Origin of the sequence: Dechloromonas sp. TW-R-39-2, assembly GCF_016864195.1 — a bacterium.
Taxonomy (GTDB): Bacteria; Pseudomonadota; Gammaproteobacteria; order Burkholderiales; family Rhodocyclaceae; genus Azonexus.
The window spans coordinates 1399853-1416186 of record NZ_CP045202.1; the positions used below are offsets into that span (position 1 = coordinate 1399853).

The 16334-nt window shown below is 57.8% G+C and carries 15 protein-coding genes; 4 read left to right on the forward strand and 11 right to left on the reverse strand.

Features of this window, described 5'->3' with window-relative positions:
* Positions 1-3: 3 nt before the first annotated feature.
* The 5 genes from GBK02_RS06675 to aceB form a co-directional block, all read right to left on the reverse strand.
* Positions 4-2244 (reverse strand): EAL domain-containing protein, encoded by a 2241-nt coding sequence (locus GBK02_RS06675; protein ID WP_203468954.1) that lies wholly within the window; start codon positions 2242-2244, stop codon positions 4-6.
* 105 nt (positions 2245-2349) lie between these two features.
* Positions 2350-3075: an LrgB family protein gene (locus GBK02_RS06680; protein WP_203468955.1), complete on the reverse strand. Its 726-nt coding sequence runs from the start codon at positions 3073-3075 to the stop codon at positions 2350-2352.
* The gene (locus GBK02_RS06685; protein WP_203468956.1) at positions 3072-3431 is read right to left on the reverse strand and encodes a CidA/LrgA family protein; all 360 of its coding nucleotides are present in this window, start codon (positions 3429-3431) and stop codon (positions 3072-3074) included. Before GBK02_RS06685 ends, GBK02_RS06680 begins: the two co-directional genes overlap by 4 nt.
* Before the next feature lie 15 nt (positions 3432-3446).
* Positions 3447-4382 (reverse strand): nucleoside recognition domain-containing protein, encoded by a 936-nt coding sequence (locus tag GBK02_RS06690; protein WP_203468957.1) that lies wholly within the window; start codon positions 4380-4382, stop codon positions 3447-3449.
* 147 nt (positions 4383-4529) lie between these two features.
* A complete protein-coding gene (gene aceB / locus GBK02_RS06695; RefSeq protein ID WP_203468958.1) occupies positions 4530-6128 on the reverse strand; it encodes a malate synthase A in 1599 nt (532 codons plus the stop codon).
* Between the two features lie 103 nt (positions 6129-6231).
* On the opposite strand from aceB, the gene GBK02_RS06700 reads away from it, so the two are divergent.
* Together GBK02_RS06700 and GBK02_RS06705 are read left to right on the forward strand one after the other, a co-directional pair.
* Complete coding sequence (locus GBK02_RS06700; protein ID WP_203468959.1) at positions 6232-7134, forward strand: LysR family transcriptional regulator; 903 nt, start codon at positions 6232-6234, stop codon at positions 7132-7134.
* Complete coding sequence (locus tag GBK02_RS06705; RefSeq protein WP_203468960.1) at positions 7131-7484, forward strand: YbaN family protein; 354 nt, start codon at positions 7131-7133, stop codon at positions 7482-7484. The genes GBK02_RS06700 and GBK02_RS06705 overlap by 4 nt, the downstream gene beginning before the upstream one ends.
* Positions 7485-7575: 91 nt before the next feature.
* Here the strand turns inward: GBK02_RS06705 and GBK02_RS06710 are convergent, their stop codons facing one another.
* Both GBK02_RS06710 and aceA read right to left on the reverse strand, forming a co-directional pair.
* Positions 7576-8670 carry an alkene reductase gene (locus GBK02_RS06710; protein WP_203468961.1) on the reverse strand — a complete coding sequence of 365 codons (1095 nt, stop codon included), beginning with the start codon at positions 8668-8670 and terminating at the stop codon, positions 7576-7578.
* A 255-nt stretch (positions 8671-8925) separates the two neighbouring features.
* Positions 8926-10224 carry an isocitrate lyase gene (gene aceA, locus GBK02_RS06715; RefSeq protein ID WP_203468962.1) on the reverse strand — a complete coding sequence of 433 codons (1299 nt, stop codon included), beginning with the start codon at positions 10222-10224 and terminating at the stop codon, positions 8926-8928.
* A gap of 326 nt (positions 10225-10550) precedes the next feature.
* Between aceA and GBK02_RS06720 the strand changes: the two genes are divergently transcribed.
* On the forward strand, positions 10551-12347 hold the full coding sequence (locus tag GBK02_RS06720) for a methyl-accepting chemotaxis protein (protein WP_203468963.1): 1797 nt from the start codon (positions 10551-10553) through the stop codon (positions 12345-12347).
* A gap of 33 nt (positions 12348-12380) precedes the next feature.
* On the opposite strand, the gene rraA is transcribed toward GBK02_RS06720, so the two are convergent.
* The 3 genes from rraA to clpS form a co-directional block, all read right to left on the reverse strand.
* Positions 12381-12872, reverse strand: a complete 492-nt coding sequence (gene rraA, locus GBK02_RS06725) for a ribonuclease E activity regulator RraA (RefSeq protein ID WP_203468964.1) — start codon at positions 12870-12872, stop codon at positions 12381-12383.
* 65 nt (positions 12873-12937) lie between these two features.
* Positions 12938-15196 (reverse strand): ATP-dependent Clp protease ATP-binding subunit ClpA, encoded by a 2259-nt coding sequence (gene clpA / locus GBK02_RS06730; RefSeq protein ID WP_203468965.1) that lies wholly within the window; start codon positions 15194-15196, stop codon positions 12938-12940.
* Positions 15196-15504 (reverse strand): ATP-dependent Clp protease adapter ClpS, encoded by a 309-nt coding sequence (gene clpS, locus GBK02_RS06735; protein ID WP_203469322.1) that lies wholly within the window; start codon positions 15502-15504, stop codon positions 15196-15198. The genes clpA and clpS overlap by 1 nt, the downstream gene beginning before the upstream one ends.
* Before the next feature lie 239 nt (positions 15505-15743).
* On the opposite strand from clpS, the gene GBK02_RS06740 reads away from it, so the two are divergent.
* The gene (locus GBK02_RS06740; protein ID WP_203468966.1) at positions 15744-15947 is read left to right on the forward strand and encodes a cold-shock protein; all 204 of its coding nucleotides are present in this window, start codon (positions 15744-15746) and stop codon (positions 15945-15947) included.
* Between the two features lie 72 nt (positions 15948-16019).
* Here the strand turns inward: GBK02_RS06740 and soxZ are convergent, their stop codons facing one another.
* Positions 16020-16331, reverse strand: a complete 312-nt coding sequence (soxZ, locus tag GBK02_RS06745) for a thiosulfate oxidation carrier complex protein SoxZ (protein ID WP_203468967.1) — start codon at positions 16329-16331, stop codon at positions 16020-16022.
* Between the last annotated feature and the right edge of the window lie 3 nt (positions 16332-16334).

Genomic DNA, 16334 nt, shown 5'->3' on the forward strand with positions numbered 1-16334 from the left:
GGCTTAGGCCCTTTTTCTCGTCGGTTCAGCCAGCCAGGCGATGAATTCGGCTTCCGGCATCGGTCGACCGTAGTAATAGCCTTGCGCTTCATTGCAGCCCAGTTCGAGCAGGGTGCTGGCGACGCCTTCATCCTCGACTCCTTCGGCAATGACCCGCATGCCCAGTTCGTGACCGAGAATAATGATCGTTCTGGCGATACGTGCCCCGTGCCCTTCCTTGCTCAGGGCAGAGACAAAGCTGCGATCGATCTTGAGGTGGTTGGCAGGTAGTTGGTCAAGGTAGGAAAGCGATGAATAGCCGGTTCCAAAGTCGTCGATCGCGATACCGATTCCCTGCTGGCGCAAGGCGGTCAATGTGGCAATGGCGGCATCGAGGCCGGCCAGGGCGACGGATTCTGTAACTTCAAGTTCAAGGCAGGATGGCGAGCAGCCTGTTTCTTGCAGGGCCTGCAGGATGCTTTCCTGAAAGCCCGGCTGGCGAATCTGGACGGGCGAAATATTGACGGCCATCTTGAGGTCGGGAAAGCCGGCTGCCTGAAAGCGTTTCAGCGTGTGGAGCGCCACGTGCAGGAGCCAGTTGCCAAGACTGACAATCAGCCCGGATTGTTCGGCAATCGGGATGAAGCGATCCGGCGGGACGAAGCTGCCATCCGGCAGGCGCCAGCGGAGCAGGGCTTCGACACCGAGCAGGCGACCGCTGAGCAGATCGACTTGCGGCTGATAGGCGAGAAAAAGCTGCCGGTTGTCAAAGGCGGAGCGCAGATCGCGCAGTAACTGGGCGCGTTCGCGGGCTTCGGCGCCGATGTCGCGCGAAAAGGTGATGCTCTGCCCCATGCCCTGGCGTTTGGCGCGGCGTAGTGCGAGATAACCGTCCTTGAGTATCTCGGCACCGGATTGGTACGCCTGGTCGACAACGACCAGGCCGATTGAAATCGAAATGGCATGTTCGACTTCTTCAACGATGAACGGCAGGGTAAAGCATTTTTGAATCTGGGCGGATCCGATCTGGCCTTGCTTGCCGAGCAGGGCAAAGGTGTCGGCCGAGAGGCGCGCCAGATAAACCGTCGGGTCGAACAGCGTGCGCAGGCGCTTGGCGACCAGCTTGAGCAAACCGTCGCCATACTGGTGGCCGAGAATGTCGTTGGTCGTCGAAAACTGGTCGATATCAATCAAGGCCAGAATGGTGTCATCTTGTGCCTGACGGGCAATGCGCTCGTCGAGTTCGGCGATCAGGGCGACACGATTCGGCAGGCCGATTTGGCGATCGAAGAAAGCATCCTGACGCAGGGCGGATACCAGATCGACATTTTTGGCGCACAACGCAATGTTGGTGCAGAAAACTTCGAGCAAATGCTGGTCGACTTCGCAAATCGGCTGGCTGGCATTGATAAAAGCGGCAAAGCCCTCGCCGGGGGATTTACGGAAATAAAGGGTGACATCGTGTTCGCCAATGATGCTGTGGCGATTGCGTAGCGCCTGATTCAGATTGTGTACCAGATGCGAATCATTGATTTCGGACAGGCGACGCTGGATCAGGTGACGATAGGGACCCGCTGCCGCAATGATTCGGTATTCCTGCAAGCGGGGGCCGCTTTCCGCCGACTCGGCTGCCGCACAGACCAGTCCTTCCGGTGAAACGCCGATCAGCCCGGCAATCTGGGTGATGACGCCTTCGGCAAAGGCTTGCAGTCCCTGTTCGGCCATGAACTGATTGCTTGCCGCAACGATTTTTTCCAGCCCGCTGCGACTGGCATCGAGGCGCTGCAATTGCTGATACGAGCGAATTGCCGTCGTCAGTGTCGTGAATAATTTGCTGTGGGTCAGTTCGCTCTTGGTTTTGTAATCGTTGATGTCGTAACGGGTGATCGTTTCCGCTTCAGGCGCATGGCCGGGCTGGCCCGTGCGCAAAATGATCCGGGTATTGACCAGCAGCAGTTCGTTACGGATGGCATCCACCGTCTGCAGGCCGGCATTTTCACTTTCCATGACGACATCGAGCAAAATCAGCGCGACATCGTCTTCATGCGTCAGCAGCTTGATGGCTTCGCGGCCGGAGTGTGCATGGAGAATTTCCAGGCGTCGGCCAAGGATGCGGATGCTGGCCAAGGCAAACTCGGTGGCCTCATGAACATCGGGATCATCATCGACGACCAATATCCGCCACCGCGAATCCTCCGCCTGGCATTTCTCCGGGATTGGCTCGTCTTCGATGAAAACCAGATCGTCGCTGGCCGACGGGTTCATGGGCAATCCTTAGTGGTGTGGATGTGGCCGGGGTTTTCCCGTTATTTTCAAAATAACCTGATTTGTTCCGAGCAGTTTGCGCCAAGCGCCTGCGCTGTGCAAGATTTAGCCAAGTTCGATCCAGCGGGCGATCAATGGCACCAGCAATGCCGTCAGAGCGCCATTCAATCCCATGGCCAATGCGGCGAAGGCTCCGCTTTGCTCATTGACCTGGAATGCGCGGGCGGTGCCAATGCCGTGTGAGGCGATTCCGATGGCAAAGCCGCGAATTGCCGGGTCGCGCAGGCGCACCGCATCGAAAACGTAGCGTGCGGCAACGGCACCAATAATGCCGGTGACGATTACCAGAACGGCGGTGAGCGAAGGTATGCCGCCGATTCGTTCGGCAATGCCCATGGCAATCGGCGTCGTGACCGATTTGGGGGCCAGCGAGAGCTGGCTGGGCAGGCTGGCGCCGAACAGCCGGCCAATGGCCACTGCCGAAAGTGCGGCGCTCAGGCTGCCGACCAGCAGGCCGACCAGGACAGGCAGCCACATGGCCTTGACGCGCTTGAGTTGCGTATATAGCGGGATGGCGAGTGCGACAGTAGCCGGTCCGAGCAGAAAATGGACGAATTGGGCGCCGGCAAAATAGGTTTCGTAGCTTGTCCCGGTCGACAGTAAAAAACAGACCAAAACGCTGACGGCGATGAGCACCGGATTGGCCAGTGGATGATTGCCGGAGCGCCGGTAAATCCAGAATGCCCCTTGGTAAGCCAGCAGCGTGATAGTCAGACCGAGTAGTGGCGAGGCTGAAAGATAAACCCAGAGTTCGTTGATGCGCGGGGTCATGGATTTTCTCCCGGGGCCGTGCTGCGCGGGGCGCAGAGCTGCATGACCAGCCCGGTGACCAGCAAGGTCATCAAGGTGCTGACCAGTAGTGAAATCGATAGTGCAAGCCACTCATCGGCGACACGGTGCAGATGCACCATGATGCCGGTGCCGGCCGGCACGAAGAGTAGCGACAGGTGTTGAAGCAGGGTCTGGCTGGTTGTCTGCAGATCGTGCCCCGGCCCGCCGCGCAGGGTCAGCACAAGAAAAAGCAGCAACATGCCGAGTACCGGGCCGGGGACAGGGAGATCCAGGCCGCGGGCAATGACTTCCCCGGCTAGCTGGCATAAAAGGAGTTGGGTCAGGGCTGAAAGCATGCAGCTTCTCTCCGTTCAGAAAACAACATGGCCAAGGGTGCGCACCGCAATGCCGATACAGGCGCCGCAGGCGGCCGGTTTCCAGACGGCGGCAACACGGCGGCCGGCTGAAATCAGCACGGCGACACCAGGTAAATCGAAAGGGGAAATGAGAAAACCGGCGCTGGCGTTGAGCAGCTCGACACTGACCTGGCCGGCCCGTCGCATGTCATCCATGACGCCCATCATCGCCGTCCCGCCGGCCAGGTATTTGGTCAGCGCCGGGAGAATCAGGATCGGATCGATCGCGGCCAGCCGAAGCAGCGGCGTCAGCCAGGCGGTCAGCAGATCGAGTGCGCCAAAGCGTTTGAGTGCGGTGACGGCGACCAGTGATAGAACCAGCATCGGAATGGCGCCAACGGCAATTTTGAAGGCTTCGGCACCGGCCCGGTTGATGACGTCGAGAATGCCCTTGGCGCTTTCGGCTACCGGGTGATGCAAGGTTTCGTCAAGCTGCCCTTCAATGCCCGAGAGCGTCCGTCCAAACAGGTAATAGGTGCTGGCGGCGGCGGCCAGTCCGCCAAGCAGCGACCAAGTCAGTGTCAGGCCGAAATCAAGGCCCATGGTCATCATCGGCAGGGCGGCATTGGCTTGCGACATGGCAAAGACCATGGCCAGCGTCGCGGCGATGTGGCGGTCCGAGGTACCACGCTGATCCATCATGGTCAGCGTCGCCATCGGTGCTGCGAAGCTGACGAAGTTGATCTGCAGCGCAGCAAAAACACCGAGGCCAGTCAGGCCGAAGGGTTTGAGCAAAGGAGCAAGGCGAACGACGAGTCGATCAAGGACGCCGCGTGCTTCGAGCAAGCGCATCAGCGAGAGCATGACCACCATCACCGGCAGCAGGACGAAAAGTGAAAGCTCGACGGCCGAGCGGCCGGCTTTCAGAATGATGTCGATGAGGATTTCCATGATGCGTCGTCGAGGTGGGTAGAGCCAGAGTATCGGATGGCCTGGGCGGGGGGCGCTATTGCGGACAACCCGATGAAGACAAAACGGCGCCAGGTTGCCCTCGCGCCGTTTTCATTTTTGCCCGTTACCGGGCGTAGACCGCGAGACTTAGGCCATTGCTTCGTACAGCGGCAGGGTCAGGAACTCCGGGTATTCCGGGGTCAGCGACATCTGGTCGAAAATGACGGCTGCCTGGTCGTAGGAGGCGGTGTCCTCGCCTTGGGCGGAGACGGTGGTCTTCACCTTGGCCAGTTCTTCGGCAATCATCGGGCGAACCATTTCAACGGTGACCTTGCGGCCGTCGTCGAGGATGCCCTTCGGCGAAACCACCCACTGCCACACTTGCGAGCGGGAGATTTCAGCGGTCGCTGCATCTTCCATCAGGTTGTGGATTGGCACGCAACCGTTGCCGGCCAGCCAGGAACCGAGGTAGTGGATGCCGACGTTGATGTTGTTGCGCAGGCCGGCTTCGGTGATCGGGGTGGAAGGCTGGAAGTCGAGCCACTGGGCCGGGCCAAAGTTGCCGGAAACCTGCTTGTCCCACTGGTTCGGGCGATCGCCGAGCACCTTGACGAATTCTTCGTGGGCGATGGCAACCAGGCCCGGGTGAGCCACCCAGCCGCCGTCGAAGCCATCGTTGGCGTCGCGGGTCTTGTCGTGGCGGATGCCGGCCAGGGCCTTTTCGTTGGCGACCGGGTCGTTCTTGATCGGGATCAGGGCCGACATGCCGCCCATCGCCGGAGCGCCGCGCTTGTGGCAGGCCTGCACCAGCGCCAGGGCGTAGCCGCGCATGAACGGCACTTCCATGGTGATGGCGCTGCGCTGGGCCAGACAGAAATCCTTGTTTTTCTTGAACTTCTTGATGCACGAGAAGATGTAGTCCCAGCGACCGGCATTCAGGCCGGCCGAGTGGTTGCGCAGTTCGTACAGAATCTCTTCCATTTCGAACGTGGCAAGAATGGTTTCAACCAGCACAGTGGCCTTGATGGTGCCCTGCGGCAGGCCGATGTGATCCTGGGCCATGACGAAAATATCGTTCCACAGGCGGGCTTCGAGGTGGCTTTCCATCTTCGGCAGATAGAAGAAGGGGCCGGCGCCGCGGGCGATCTGTTCTTTGGCATTGTGGAAAAGCACCACGCCGAAGTCGAAAATGCCGCCGGAAACGCGTTGACCGTCGATCAGCACGTGCTTTTCGTCGAGGTGCCAGCCGCGCGGACGAATCTGCAGCGTGGCGATCTGGTCATTCAGCTTGTATTCCTTGCCGTTCTCGTTCTTGAACGACAGTTCGCGACGAATGGCCTTGTAGAGGTTGATCTGACCCTGAATCTGGTTGTCCCAGTTTGGCGAGTTGGAATCCTCGAAGTCGGTCATGTAGGAGTCAGCGCCCGAGTTGAAGGCGTTGATGATCATCTTGGCTTCGACCGGACCGGTGATTTCGGTGCGGCGGCGCTCCAGCGCTTTCGGCAGCGGAGCAATTTTCCAGTCGCCTTCGCGGATGTGCTTGGTTTCCGGCAGGAAATCCGGCATTTCGCCGGCATCAATGCGGGCCTGGCGCTCAACGCGGGCCTTGAGCAGTTCCTGGCGACGGCCTTCGAAGGCGCGATGCAGCTTGGCGACCAGTTCGAGGGCTTCGAAGGTCAGGACGGATTCGTAACCGGGCTGAAGGGGGGCGGTGATCTGAACACCAGCGGGCAGGTTGAGGCTCATGACAACTCCTTGGGGAAAATATTACGATGAAGTGCATTGTATTGATCATTTGAGTTAGGAAAAATAGGGATAAAATCATTTCATTTTGTACTTCAAGTATCAAATGGATAAGCTCAAACAGATCGAAGCGTTCACCTCGGTGGCGACGCGCGGCAGCCTTTCTGCCGCAGCCCGGGCCGAAGGCGTAACGCCGGCAATGATCGGCCGCCGGCTGGATGCGCTGGAGTCGCGCCTGGGCGTCAAGCTCTTGCTGCGCACGACGCGCAAATTGACCATTACCTTCGAGGGGCAGGCTTTCCTGGAGGATTGCCAGCGCTTGCTCAACGATCTGGCGAATGCCGAAGCGGCCGTTTCGCTCGGCGGTTTGCAGGCCAATGGCTACTTGCGCGTTTCTGCGCCGGCGGGCTTTGGTCGCCGCCATGTTGCGCCGCTGGTCGGCGAGTTCATGCAGGCCAATCCGGAGGTCACGGTCAACCTTGGTTTGAGCGACAGATTGGTCGATCTGATTAACGAAAATATCGACTGCGCGATCCGTATCGGCGAGCTGACCGATTCGAGCATGGTCAGCGTGCGTCTCGGCGAAATGCGCCGGATGGTCGTTGCCAGCCCGGCTTATCTTGTCGCCCATGGCGTACCACGCGAACCAGCCGATCTGGTCGGCCATAATTGCCTGTCACTGGGCCAGCAGCGTGGCTGGATTTTCAAGGATCCGGCGAGTGGCGAGGTGCAGAACTGGAAGGTCGGTGGCAGCTTTGAATGCAACGATGGCGCGGTGTTGCATGAGTGGGCGCTGGCCGGGCGTGGATTGGCCTGGCGTTCATTGTGGGAGGTCGGGCAGGACCTCAAGGAAGGCCGTCTGGCCTCGGTGCTCGATGCCTGGCAGGCGCCGCCTATGGGCATCTACGCAGTCTTTCCGCAACGTCGCCACCTGCCGCTGCGCGTTCGTTTTTTTATCGATTTACTGAAAGACAACTACAGCCGCGCCAGTTATTGGGAGTTGAGATGAAACGACCGGTTTATCGGGCGCTTGGCGTGGTTTCTGTGGTGTTGGGGGTGATCGGTGCCGTCCTGCCCTTGTTGCCGACAACACCGTTCATGATTCTGGCCGCCTATTTTTTTGCCCGCTCGCATCCGGAGTGGGAAGCCAGGCTTCTGGCTCATCCAACGGTTGGGCCGGCGATCCGGGCCTGGCGCGACCACGGCGCGATTCCCCTGCTGGCCAAACGACTGGCCACGCTGTTGATGGCCATCAGTGCCATCGGCGGCTTGCTGACGCTGCCTTCTCCCTGGTGTTATCTGCCGCTTGCGATCGGTGTATGCGTTTTGTCCTGGATGTGGACCCGGCCGTCGGTGTAACGGGAAAATCCGGCAAGCCGCTGCGGTGTGGACAGGTTTTCATGGGAGGCTGGCCTGGTGTGTGGCCGACCCGATGAGGTCGGCCGCCAAGTCAATCAGCGGGAGGATAGTCGATGTAGCCTGCGCTACCGCCGCCGAACAAGGTCTTTCCATCGAAGCCTGCCAGCGGCAGGTTTTTGGCAAGGCGCGCCGGGAGGTCTGGATTGGCGATGAATGGCCGGCCGAAAGCCACCAGGTCGGCAAGGTCATCGCCAATGATTCGGTTGGCCCGTTCGGCGTCGTAGCCGCCGGCAACAATAATTGCGCCGCCAAAAGCATCGCGCAGTTCGTGACGAAACGCTTCCGGAACCTGCGGTGCATCATCCCAGTCCGCCTCGGACAGATGGATGTAGGCAATGTGCAGCTGGTCGAGGCGCCGAGCGGCTTCCAGAATGGCTGGAATGATTTCCGGGCAGGCCATGCCGCGAGCCGTGATGTAGGGCGCCAGCCGAATCCCGGTGCGTTCCGGGCCGACTTCAGTGGCCACCGCGCGTGTCACTTCCTCAAGGAAATTAACCCGGTTTTCGAGACTGCCGCCATATTCGTCGGTCCGCAGGTTGGAGGTCGAGCGCAGAAACTGGTCGATCAGATAACCATTGGCGCCGTGAATCTCGACACCATCGAACCCGGCTTTGATGGCATTGGCCGCCCCGAGACGAAAGTCGTTCACAATGCCGTGAATTTCGTCCGTTTCCAGAGCCCGTGGAGCAGGGCAGTCCACCATCCTGCCGACGCCGCTATCGTCCACAACCCAGACCTGGGCTTCAGGTGAAAGCGCAGAAGGAGCAACCGGCAGGCCTCCATTGTGAAAGATCGGATGAGACATCCGTCCAACGTGCCAAAGCTGCAATATGATCTTCCCGCCGGCCGCGTGAACTGCGTTTGTTACCTTGCGCCAGCCGGCAATCTGCTCGGCTGAGTGAATCCCCGGCGTGAAACTGTAGCCTTGGCCCTGATTCGATATCTGGGTTGCTTCGCTGATGATCAGCCCTGCGCTGGCACGTTGAGCGTAATACTCGGCCATCATTTCATTGGGGATGTTTCCCGGTTGATTGGTCCGTGCGCGGGTCATCGGGGCCATGACGATGCGACTCGCCAGGTCGATGTTGGCAAGCGCAAGTGGCTGGAATAGATGGGGGTAGTTCATGGACAGCTTCCTCCGATTGGATGGCAAGCGAACGAATCGCCGATGTAGCGATCATCGATGACTTTTGCTTTTTTATTAACCGGATGCGTGGCGAATCATATTCAATGAAATGTTGAAAATTTCAGCCTTGGCTTGATAACGAGCAGTATTTTGCGGTCGACCGTGCCGGGCCCCTGAAAATGAAAAAGGCCGGCCCCTTGTGGGAGCCGGCCTTTATTGCTGCCGGGTGAGGCAGCAAGCTTAAGCGGTCAGTTCTTAGTGGAACTGTTCTTCTTCGGTCGAGCCGGTCAGCGCGGTAACGCTGGACTTGCCACCCTGGATCACGGTGGTGACGTCGTCGAAGTAACCGGTACCAACTTCTTGCTGGTGCGACACGAAGGTGTAGCCACGGTCGCGAGCTGCGAATTCCGGCTCTTGAACCTTCTCGACGTAGGCCGACATGCCGCGCTTTGCGTAGTCCTGGGCCAGGTCGAACATGTGGTACCACATGTTGTGGATGCCAGCCAGGGTGATGAACTGGTACTTGTAGCCCATGGCGCCCAGTTCCTTCTGGAACTTGGCAATGGTGGCGTCGTCCAGGTTCTTCTTCCAGTTGAAGGAAGGCGAGCAGTTGTAGGCCAGCATCTTGCCCGGGTGAACCTTATGCACGGCTTCGGCGAACTTGCGGGCGAATTCCAGATCCGGCGTGCCGGTTTCGCACCACACCAGGTCGGCGTAGTCAGCGTAGGCGATGGCGCGGGAGATGGCCTGGTCCAGACCCTTCTTGGTCTTGTAGAAGCCTTCGGCAGTGCGCTCGCCAGTCAGGAACGGCTTGTCGTTCTCGTCGTAGTCGGAGGTCAGCAGGTCAGCAGCTTCAGCATCGGTACGAGCGATAACCAGGGTCGGCACGCCATAGACGTCAGCAGCCATACGGGCAGCGATCAGCTTCTGGATGGCTTCGGTGGTCGGAACCAGAACCTTGCCGCCCATGTGGCCGCACTTCTTGACGGAAGCCAGTTGGTCTTCCCAATGCACGCCGGCAGCGCCAGCGCGGATCATGGCCTTCATCAGTTCGTAGGCGTTGAGCACGCCGCCGAAACCGGCTTCAGCGTCAGCCACGATCGGCAGGTGGTATTCGACATGGCCGGCATCGCCAGCGTTGATGTTCTTGGACCACTGGATTTCGTCAGCACGGTTGAAGGCATTGTTGATGCGCTCGACAACCTTCGGCACGGAGTCAACCGGGTACAGGGACTGGTCCGGGTACATGGCGGCGTATTCGTTGTTGTCGGCAGCAACTTGCCAGCCGGACAGGTAGATGGCCTTGATGCCAGCCTTGGCTTGCTGAACGGCTTGACCGCCGGTCAGGGCGCCCAGACAGTTGACGTACGGGGTGTTGTTGACCAGATCCCACAGCTTCTCGGCACCGCGACGGGCCAGGGTGTGCTCAACCTGGAAGGAACCGCGCAGGCGGACGACGTCAGCAGCGGAGTAACCGCGCTTGATACCCTTCCAGCGGGGGTTGGTTGCCCAGTCTTTTTCCAGTTCGGCGATTTGCTGTTCGCGTGTGCTCATGGTGAATTCCTCAAGAGATTTAGTTGGGGTTACGGCTTTCTTGCCCAATGTTCAGGTGCAGCGCCGATGTGAGAAAGTATAGAGAAGTTTTTGCGGAGCAGCAATAGTCTTATATAAGACATAAGACAATATTTTTCTTTTTGTAAACAATGTATTGCTTTTGAGATTTCATAATGTGGAATATTGTTTGCGTTTGTGAAATGCAATGCAGCATTTGTCGGTCGATTTGCTGATGTGACGTTCGGATATTCCGGAATTTGGCGTGCTTGACGCCCTAGTCGGATGGTTGTTGAATGCGACCCACTAAATAACAATTGGGACACAAAATGGAGACACTGCGACGTTTATACGAATGGAACGAGCGTACTTTCTGGAACTCTCTCACCAAGAAATTGATGAGTTTCCTGCTCTTGTTCTTTATCGACGTGGTGTACCTCGGTATCTACATCCATCAGAAAAACCTGGTGACCGAAGCACTCAGGAATGGCGAGGTCAGCAGCGCGGTGATGCAGCGCATTTCCAGCGGCATGGATTACGGCCTGAGCTTGATGATCGCCATGACGGCGTTTGCCTTGCTCTGGAATGTGCTCCAGATTCTTTATATTCGTCATCTGATTCTGCGTCCGGTACGCATCATTTCAACGATCTTTGACGAAATCGCGCGCGGCGAAGGCGATTTTTCGCGCAACTTGCCGACCATCTCGCATGATGAACTGCGGACTCTGGCCGAGTCGTACAACCGCTTCGCCGACAAGATGCGTGAAATCATCAGTGAAGTACGCAAGATGAGTGTGAATATTGCCCGTGAGGCCGTGCTGGTCAAGAAAACGGTCGCTTCCACGGCAGAGAAGGCCACCCGGCAGGGGGATATTGCCAATGCGGTTTTTGGGGCCAGCACCGAGGCGATCAAGGCGATTGATGAAGTTTCAGCCTCGGCCGAGCTGATTTCGCAGTCGACGGAAGCCAATCTGCAGACTGCGCGCGGTTCTCTGGGGGAAATGTTCGAGATTGTGAGCAAGGTGCAGAATGTGAGTGCCAAGCTCTCATCATTCAATGACACCGTCGGGCATCTGGCGCAGCGTTCGGACAGCATTCGCCAGATTGCCGGCCTGATCAAGGACATCGCCGACCAGACCAATCTGCTGGCACTGAATGCCGCGATCGAGGCTGCCCGCGCCGGGGAAATGGGTCGAGGCTTTGCCGTGGTGGCTGACGAAGTGCGCAAACTGGCCGAGCGGGTCAATGTGGCGACACAGGAAATTACCGACAACATTGGCGGCATGATTACCCTGGTCCGCGATACCCAGCGCGAAAATGACGTCATCAATGGCGATATTCAGCAAACCCGCGAAGTGGTCGAGCGATCGTCGTCCGAGTTCAACCGGATGGTCAGCAATTTCGAGCGGACGGGCGATCAGTTGAACCAGATTGCTGCCGCGATGGAGCAGTTGACCGCGACAAACGGCCAGGTGCATGAAGCGGTGATGCAGGTTCATACCCTGTCCGACGAAGTATCGGGCAGCATGAAGTCCTCGGAAACATCGACGCTCACGCTGAGCCGGGCGACAGAAAGCGTTCAGGAACTGGTTTCGCGCTTCAAGATCGGTCGTGGGTCTTTTGACTTCAACGTTGATCAGGCGCGCCGGATGCTTGAGCGCATGCAGGCCAAAATGTCTGCGTTGTCGCAGCAGGGCGTCGATATCTGGGATCAGAACTATCGTCCGATTCCGAAAACCAGTCCCCAGAAATACGACGTTTCCTATGCCGCAGCATTTGAACGGGACATCCAGCCGCTCGCCGAAGAGGCGCTGGCCAACCTGAAGGGGGGCGTATACGCGCTGATGATCGACTTGCGCGGCTACGGCGCGATTCACAATCTGAAATACTCGAAGCCGCTGACCGGAAATTATGAGGCCGATCTGGTCGGTAATCGTACCCGGCGGATCTGGGACGACCAGACGGGCCAGCGCGCTGCCAAGAACACCCAGCCGCTACTGCTCCAGACTTACGCACGGGATACGGGCGAGGTGCTTTCGGAAATCAATTTGCCGATCATTGTCGATGGCCGTCACTGGGGTGGCCTGCGTGTCGGCTGCGAAAGCAGCGTGCTGCTCGACGGTTGATTGAAAAAGGGGGCTCAGGCCCCCTTGATCGTTTTAGATCAGCGGTTTGCTTGAAACCAGGACGCCATCTTCATCGGCATAAAGCCACTCGCCCGGATTGAAGGTCACGCCGCCAAACGTGGCGGCAATGTCGCGGTCGCCGACATTTTTCTTGATACTTTTCTGGGGATGCGTGTTCAGCGCACGAACACCGATATCGATCCCGTTGATGTCGACCGAGTCACGGATACAGCCATAAACCACGACACCTTCCCAGCCATTTTTCTGGGCCAGGATGGCCAACTGATCGCCGACCAGGGCGCAACGCAAGGAGCCGCCACCATCAATCACCAGGACCTTGCCCTTGCCGTCCTCTGCAAAAGCAGTGCGGACCAGGGAGTTGTCCTCGAAAATTTTCAGGGTAACGATTTCGCCGCTAAAAGTGGCGCGAGCGCCATAACGCTGGAACATCGGGCTCACGATACGCAGGCTTTTGCCGATGTCGCTTTCGAATTCGTCGCATAGGTCGGGGGTCTTGAAGCTCATGGGTTTGTCTCCGGAAATAAAAAAGCCGTGCAATCTTGCACGGCTTTCGGGGTGGCTGGCAATTGTCAGACAGTTGCTTCGGCTTTTTCTTCCTCGAAATCGAGTTTGATTTTGCCCTCTTTATCGAGGTCGACCGTGACATGACCGCCACTGGCCAACTTGCCGAACAGCAATTCGTCGGCCAGTGCTGAGCGAATCGTGTCCTGAATCAGGCGCGACATCGGCCGGGCGCCCATCAGCGGGTCGAAGCCCTTGTCGGCGAGCATGTTTTTGACGGCTTCGGTGAAGTGCGCTTCAACTTTTTTCTCGTGCAACTGCTCTTCCAGTTGCATCAGGAATTTGTCGACCACGCGGAGGATGATTTCCCGATCGAGTGGCGCGAAGGAAATGGTCGCATCCAGGCGATTGCGGAACTCCGGCGTAAACAGGCGTTTGATCTCGGCCATCTCGTCGCCGGACTGTTTGTTGGCCGTGAAACCCATGCTCGACTTCTGGAGATCAGCCGCGCCGGCATTGGTCGTCATGATGATGACGACGTTGCGGAAGTCCGCCTTGCGTCCGTTGTTGTCGGTCAGTGTGCCGTGATCCATGACCTGCAGCAGGATGTTGTAGATGTCCGGATGCGCTTTTTCGATTTCGTCGAGCAGCAGTACGCAATAAGGCTTCTTGGTCACTGCCTCGGTCAACAGGCCGCCCTGGTCAAATCCGACATAACCCGGCGGGGCGCCGATCAGTCGCGAAACAGCGTGACGCTCCATGTATTCCGACATGTCGAAGCGAGTCAGTTCGATGCCCAGGCAGTAAGCCAGTTGCTTGGCCACTTCGGTTTTGCCGACGCCGGTCGGGCCGCTGAACAGGAAGGAGCCAATCGGCTTGCCCGGATTGCCCAGGCCAGAGCGGGCCATCTTGATGGCTTTGGCAAGTGCGTCAATGGCTTTGTCTTGACCAAAAACCACGGCCTTCAGATCGCGATCCAGGTTTTTCAGCGCGCCGCGATCATCCAGTGACACGTGCTGCGACGGGATACGGGCGATTTTGGCGACAATTTCCTCGATGTCGGTCTTGTTGATCACTTTCTTTTGCTTCGATTTCGGCAGGATGCGTTGTGCTGCACCGGCTTCGTCGATCACGTCGATGGCCTTGTCCGGCAAATGGCGATCGGTGATGTAGCGTGCGGCCAGCTCGACTGCGGAAGAGAGTGCCGTTGCCGAATACTTGATGCCGTGATGGGCCTCGAAGCGGGCTTTCAAACCCTTGAGGATTTCAATCGTTTCAGCCACCGACGGTTCGTTGACATCGATCTTCTGGAAGCGGCGAGAAAGTGCGCTGTCCTTTTCGAAAATGCCGCGGAACTCGGTATAGGTGGTTGCCCCGATACACTTCAACTGGCCCGAGGAAAGCGCCGGCTTGAGCAGGTTGGAAGCGTCCAGCGTGCCGCCGGATGCGGCGCCGGCACCGATCAGGGTATGGATTTCGTCAATGAACAGGATCGCGTTCGGGTTTTCCTGCAGCGCCTTGAGCACGCCCTTCAGTCGCTGCTCGAAATCGCCACGGTATTTGGTGCCTGCCAGCAATGACCCCATGTCGAGTGCGTACACATTCGCTTTGGCAAGAATGTCCGGAATGTCGCCCTCGACAATGCGGCGGGCCAGGCCTTCGGCAATGGCCGTCTTGCCGACGCCGGCTTCACCGACCAGCAGGGGATTGTTCTTGCGCCGGCGGCACAAGGTCTGGATGACGCGTTCGAGTTCCTTGTCGCGGCCGATCAGCGGATCGATCTTGCCTTGCAGCGCGAGCGCATTGAGATTGATCGTGTACTGCTCGAGCGGGCCGGCCTGAGCCTGTTCACCTTCGGCTTCCGGTTCGCCTTCGGTCGGGGCTTTTTGTTGCGGCACCTTGCTGATGCCGTGCGAGATGTAATTCACTACATCAAGTCGTGTAACGCCTTGCTTTTGAAGGAAATAAACAGCGTGTGAGTCTTTCTCGCCATAGATGGCAACCAGCACGTTGGCACCGTTCACTTCCTTCTTGCCCGAAGATTGGACGTGCAGGATGGCGCGCTGGATGACCCGCTGAAAACCGAGCGTCGGCTGGGTGTCGATGTCGTCTTCACCTGAAACGGTCGGCGTATGTTCAATGATGAAATTGCTCAGGTCCTTGCGCAGCAAATCCTGTTTCGCACCACAGGCACGCAAGGCATCCGCGGCTGACGGGTTATCGACCAGCGCCAGTAGCAGGTGTTCAACGGTAATGAACTCGTGGCGTTTTTGACGCGCCTCGACAAAAGCCATGTGCAGGCTGACTTCGAGTTCCTGGGCAATCATCAGTTTTCCTCCATGATGCAAGCAAGCGGATGCTGGTGCTGGCGGGCGAAGGCGCTCACCTGTTCCACCTTGGTAGCCGCTACGTCACGAGTGAATATCCCGCACACGCCACGGCCTTCGTTGTGAACTTTGAGCATGATTCGCGTCGCTTGTTCAGTGTCCAGAGAAAAAAAACGCTGCAGTACGGTAATGACAAATTCCATCGGTGTGAAATCGTCGTTCAGCAACATCACTTTGAACATCTTTGGAGGTTCCAGTCCGGCGCGTTGTGCCTCGTGGAGTCCATCTTCCTGATACTTTGTAGCCATGCGTTCGATTCTATACAGTCCGGTCCATTGTGCAACCGGGAAAAATAAGTCTGACTTTATGCTTTGGTTATGCTGCATTGCGGCATCGAAAGTCGTTGACGCTGCAATTCAAGTCGCGTAGAAAGCAATCGTGTTTGGATTCATTTGTACCGGGATTGCCCAAGGCGCCGGGTCGCTGAACTCAAACAGGGAGTCGGGGAGACCCGTAATTTATAGTTTTTTGTAAGAAAGTTTCAGACATGGCAATTGGCACCGTCAAGTGGTTTAATGATTCCAAAGGTTTTGGCTTTATCACTCCTGATGATGGCAGCGAAGATCTGTTCGCACATTTCTCCGCCATCAATATGAATGGTTTCAAGACCCTGAAAGAAGGCGACAAAGTCTCTTTCGATGTCGTGCAAGGCCCCAAGGGCAAGCAGGCGTCCAACATTCAGCGCGCCTAAGCACCGAATAGCACCAAACTAAAAGCCCGCCTGTTGCCAGGCGGGCTTTTTTTGTATCCGTCAGAACAGCGTTCAGCCGACGGTTATTTCGTCCTGGCGCTTGTCGCCGGTGTTGTCCATCCAGCTCACTGTCAGCTTGTCGCCGGCCTTGATGCCTTTGGCCTTGAAGGTGAATAGCGGATTTTTCGAGACCGATGTATTCAGCTGGCCATCAATAAGTGGCTTGCCATTCAGGTTGACCGTGAAATTTTGGATGAAATGAAGCGGCAATGTCTGGCCTCGTTCATCCTTGCGCTGTCCTGTTTCCATCGGGTGCTGCATGAGTACCCGGATGTCGGTGATTTCGCCCTGAGTCAGGGTGCGGATCTTGATCTGGTCGGCCATGCT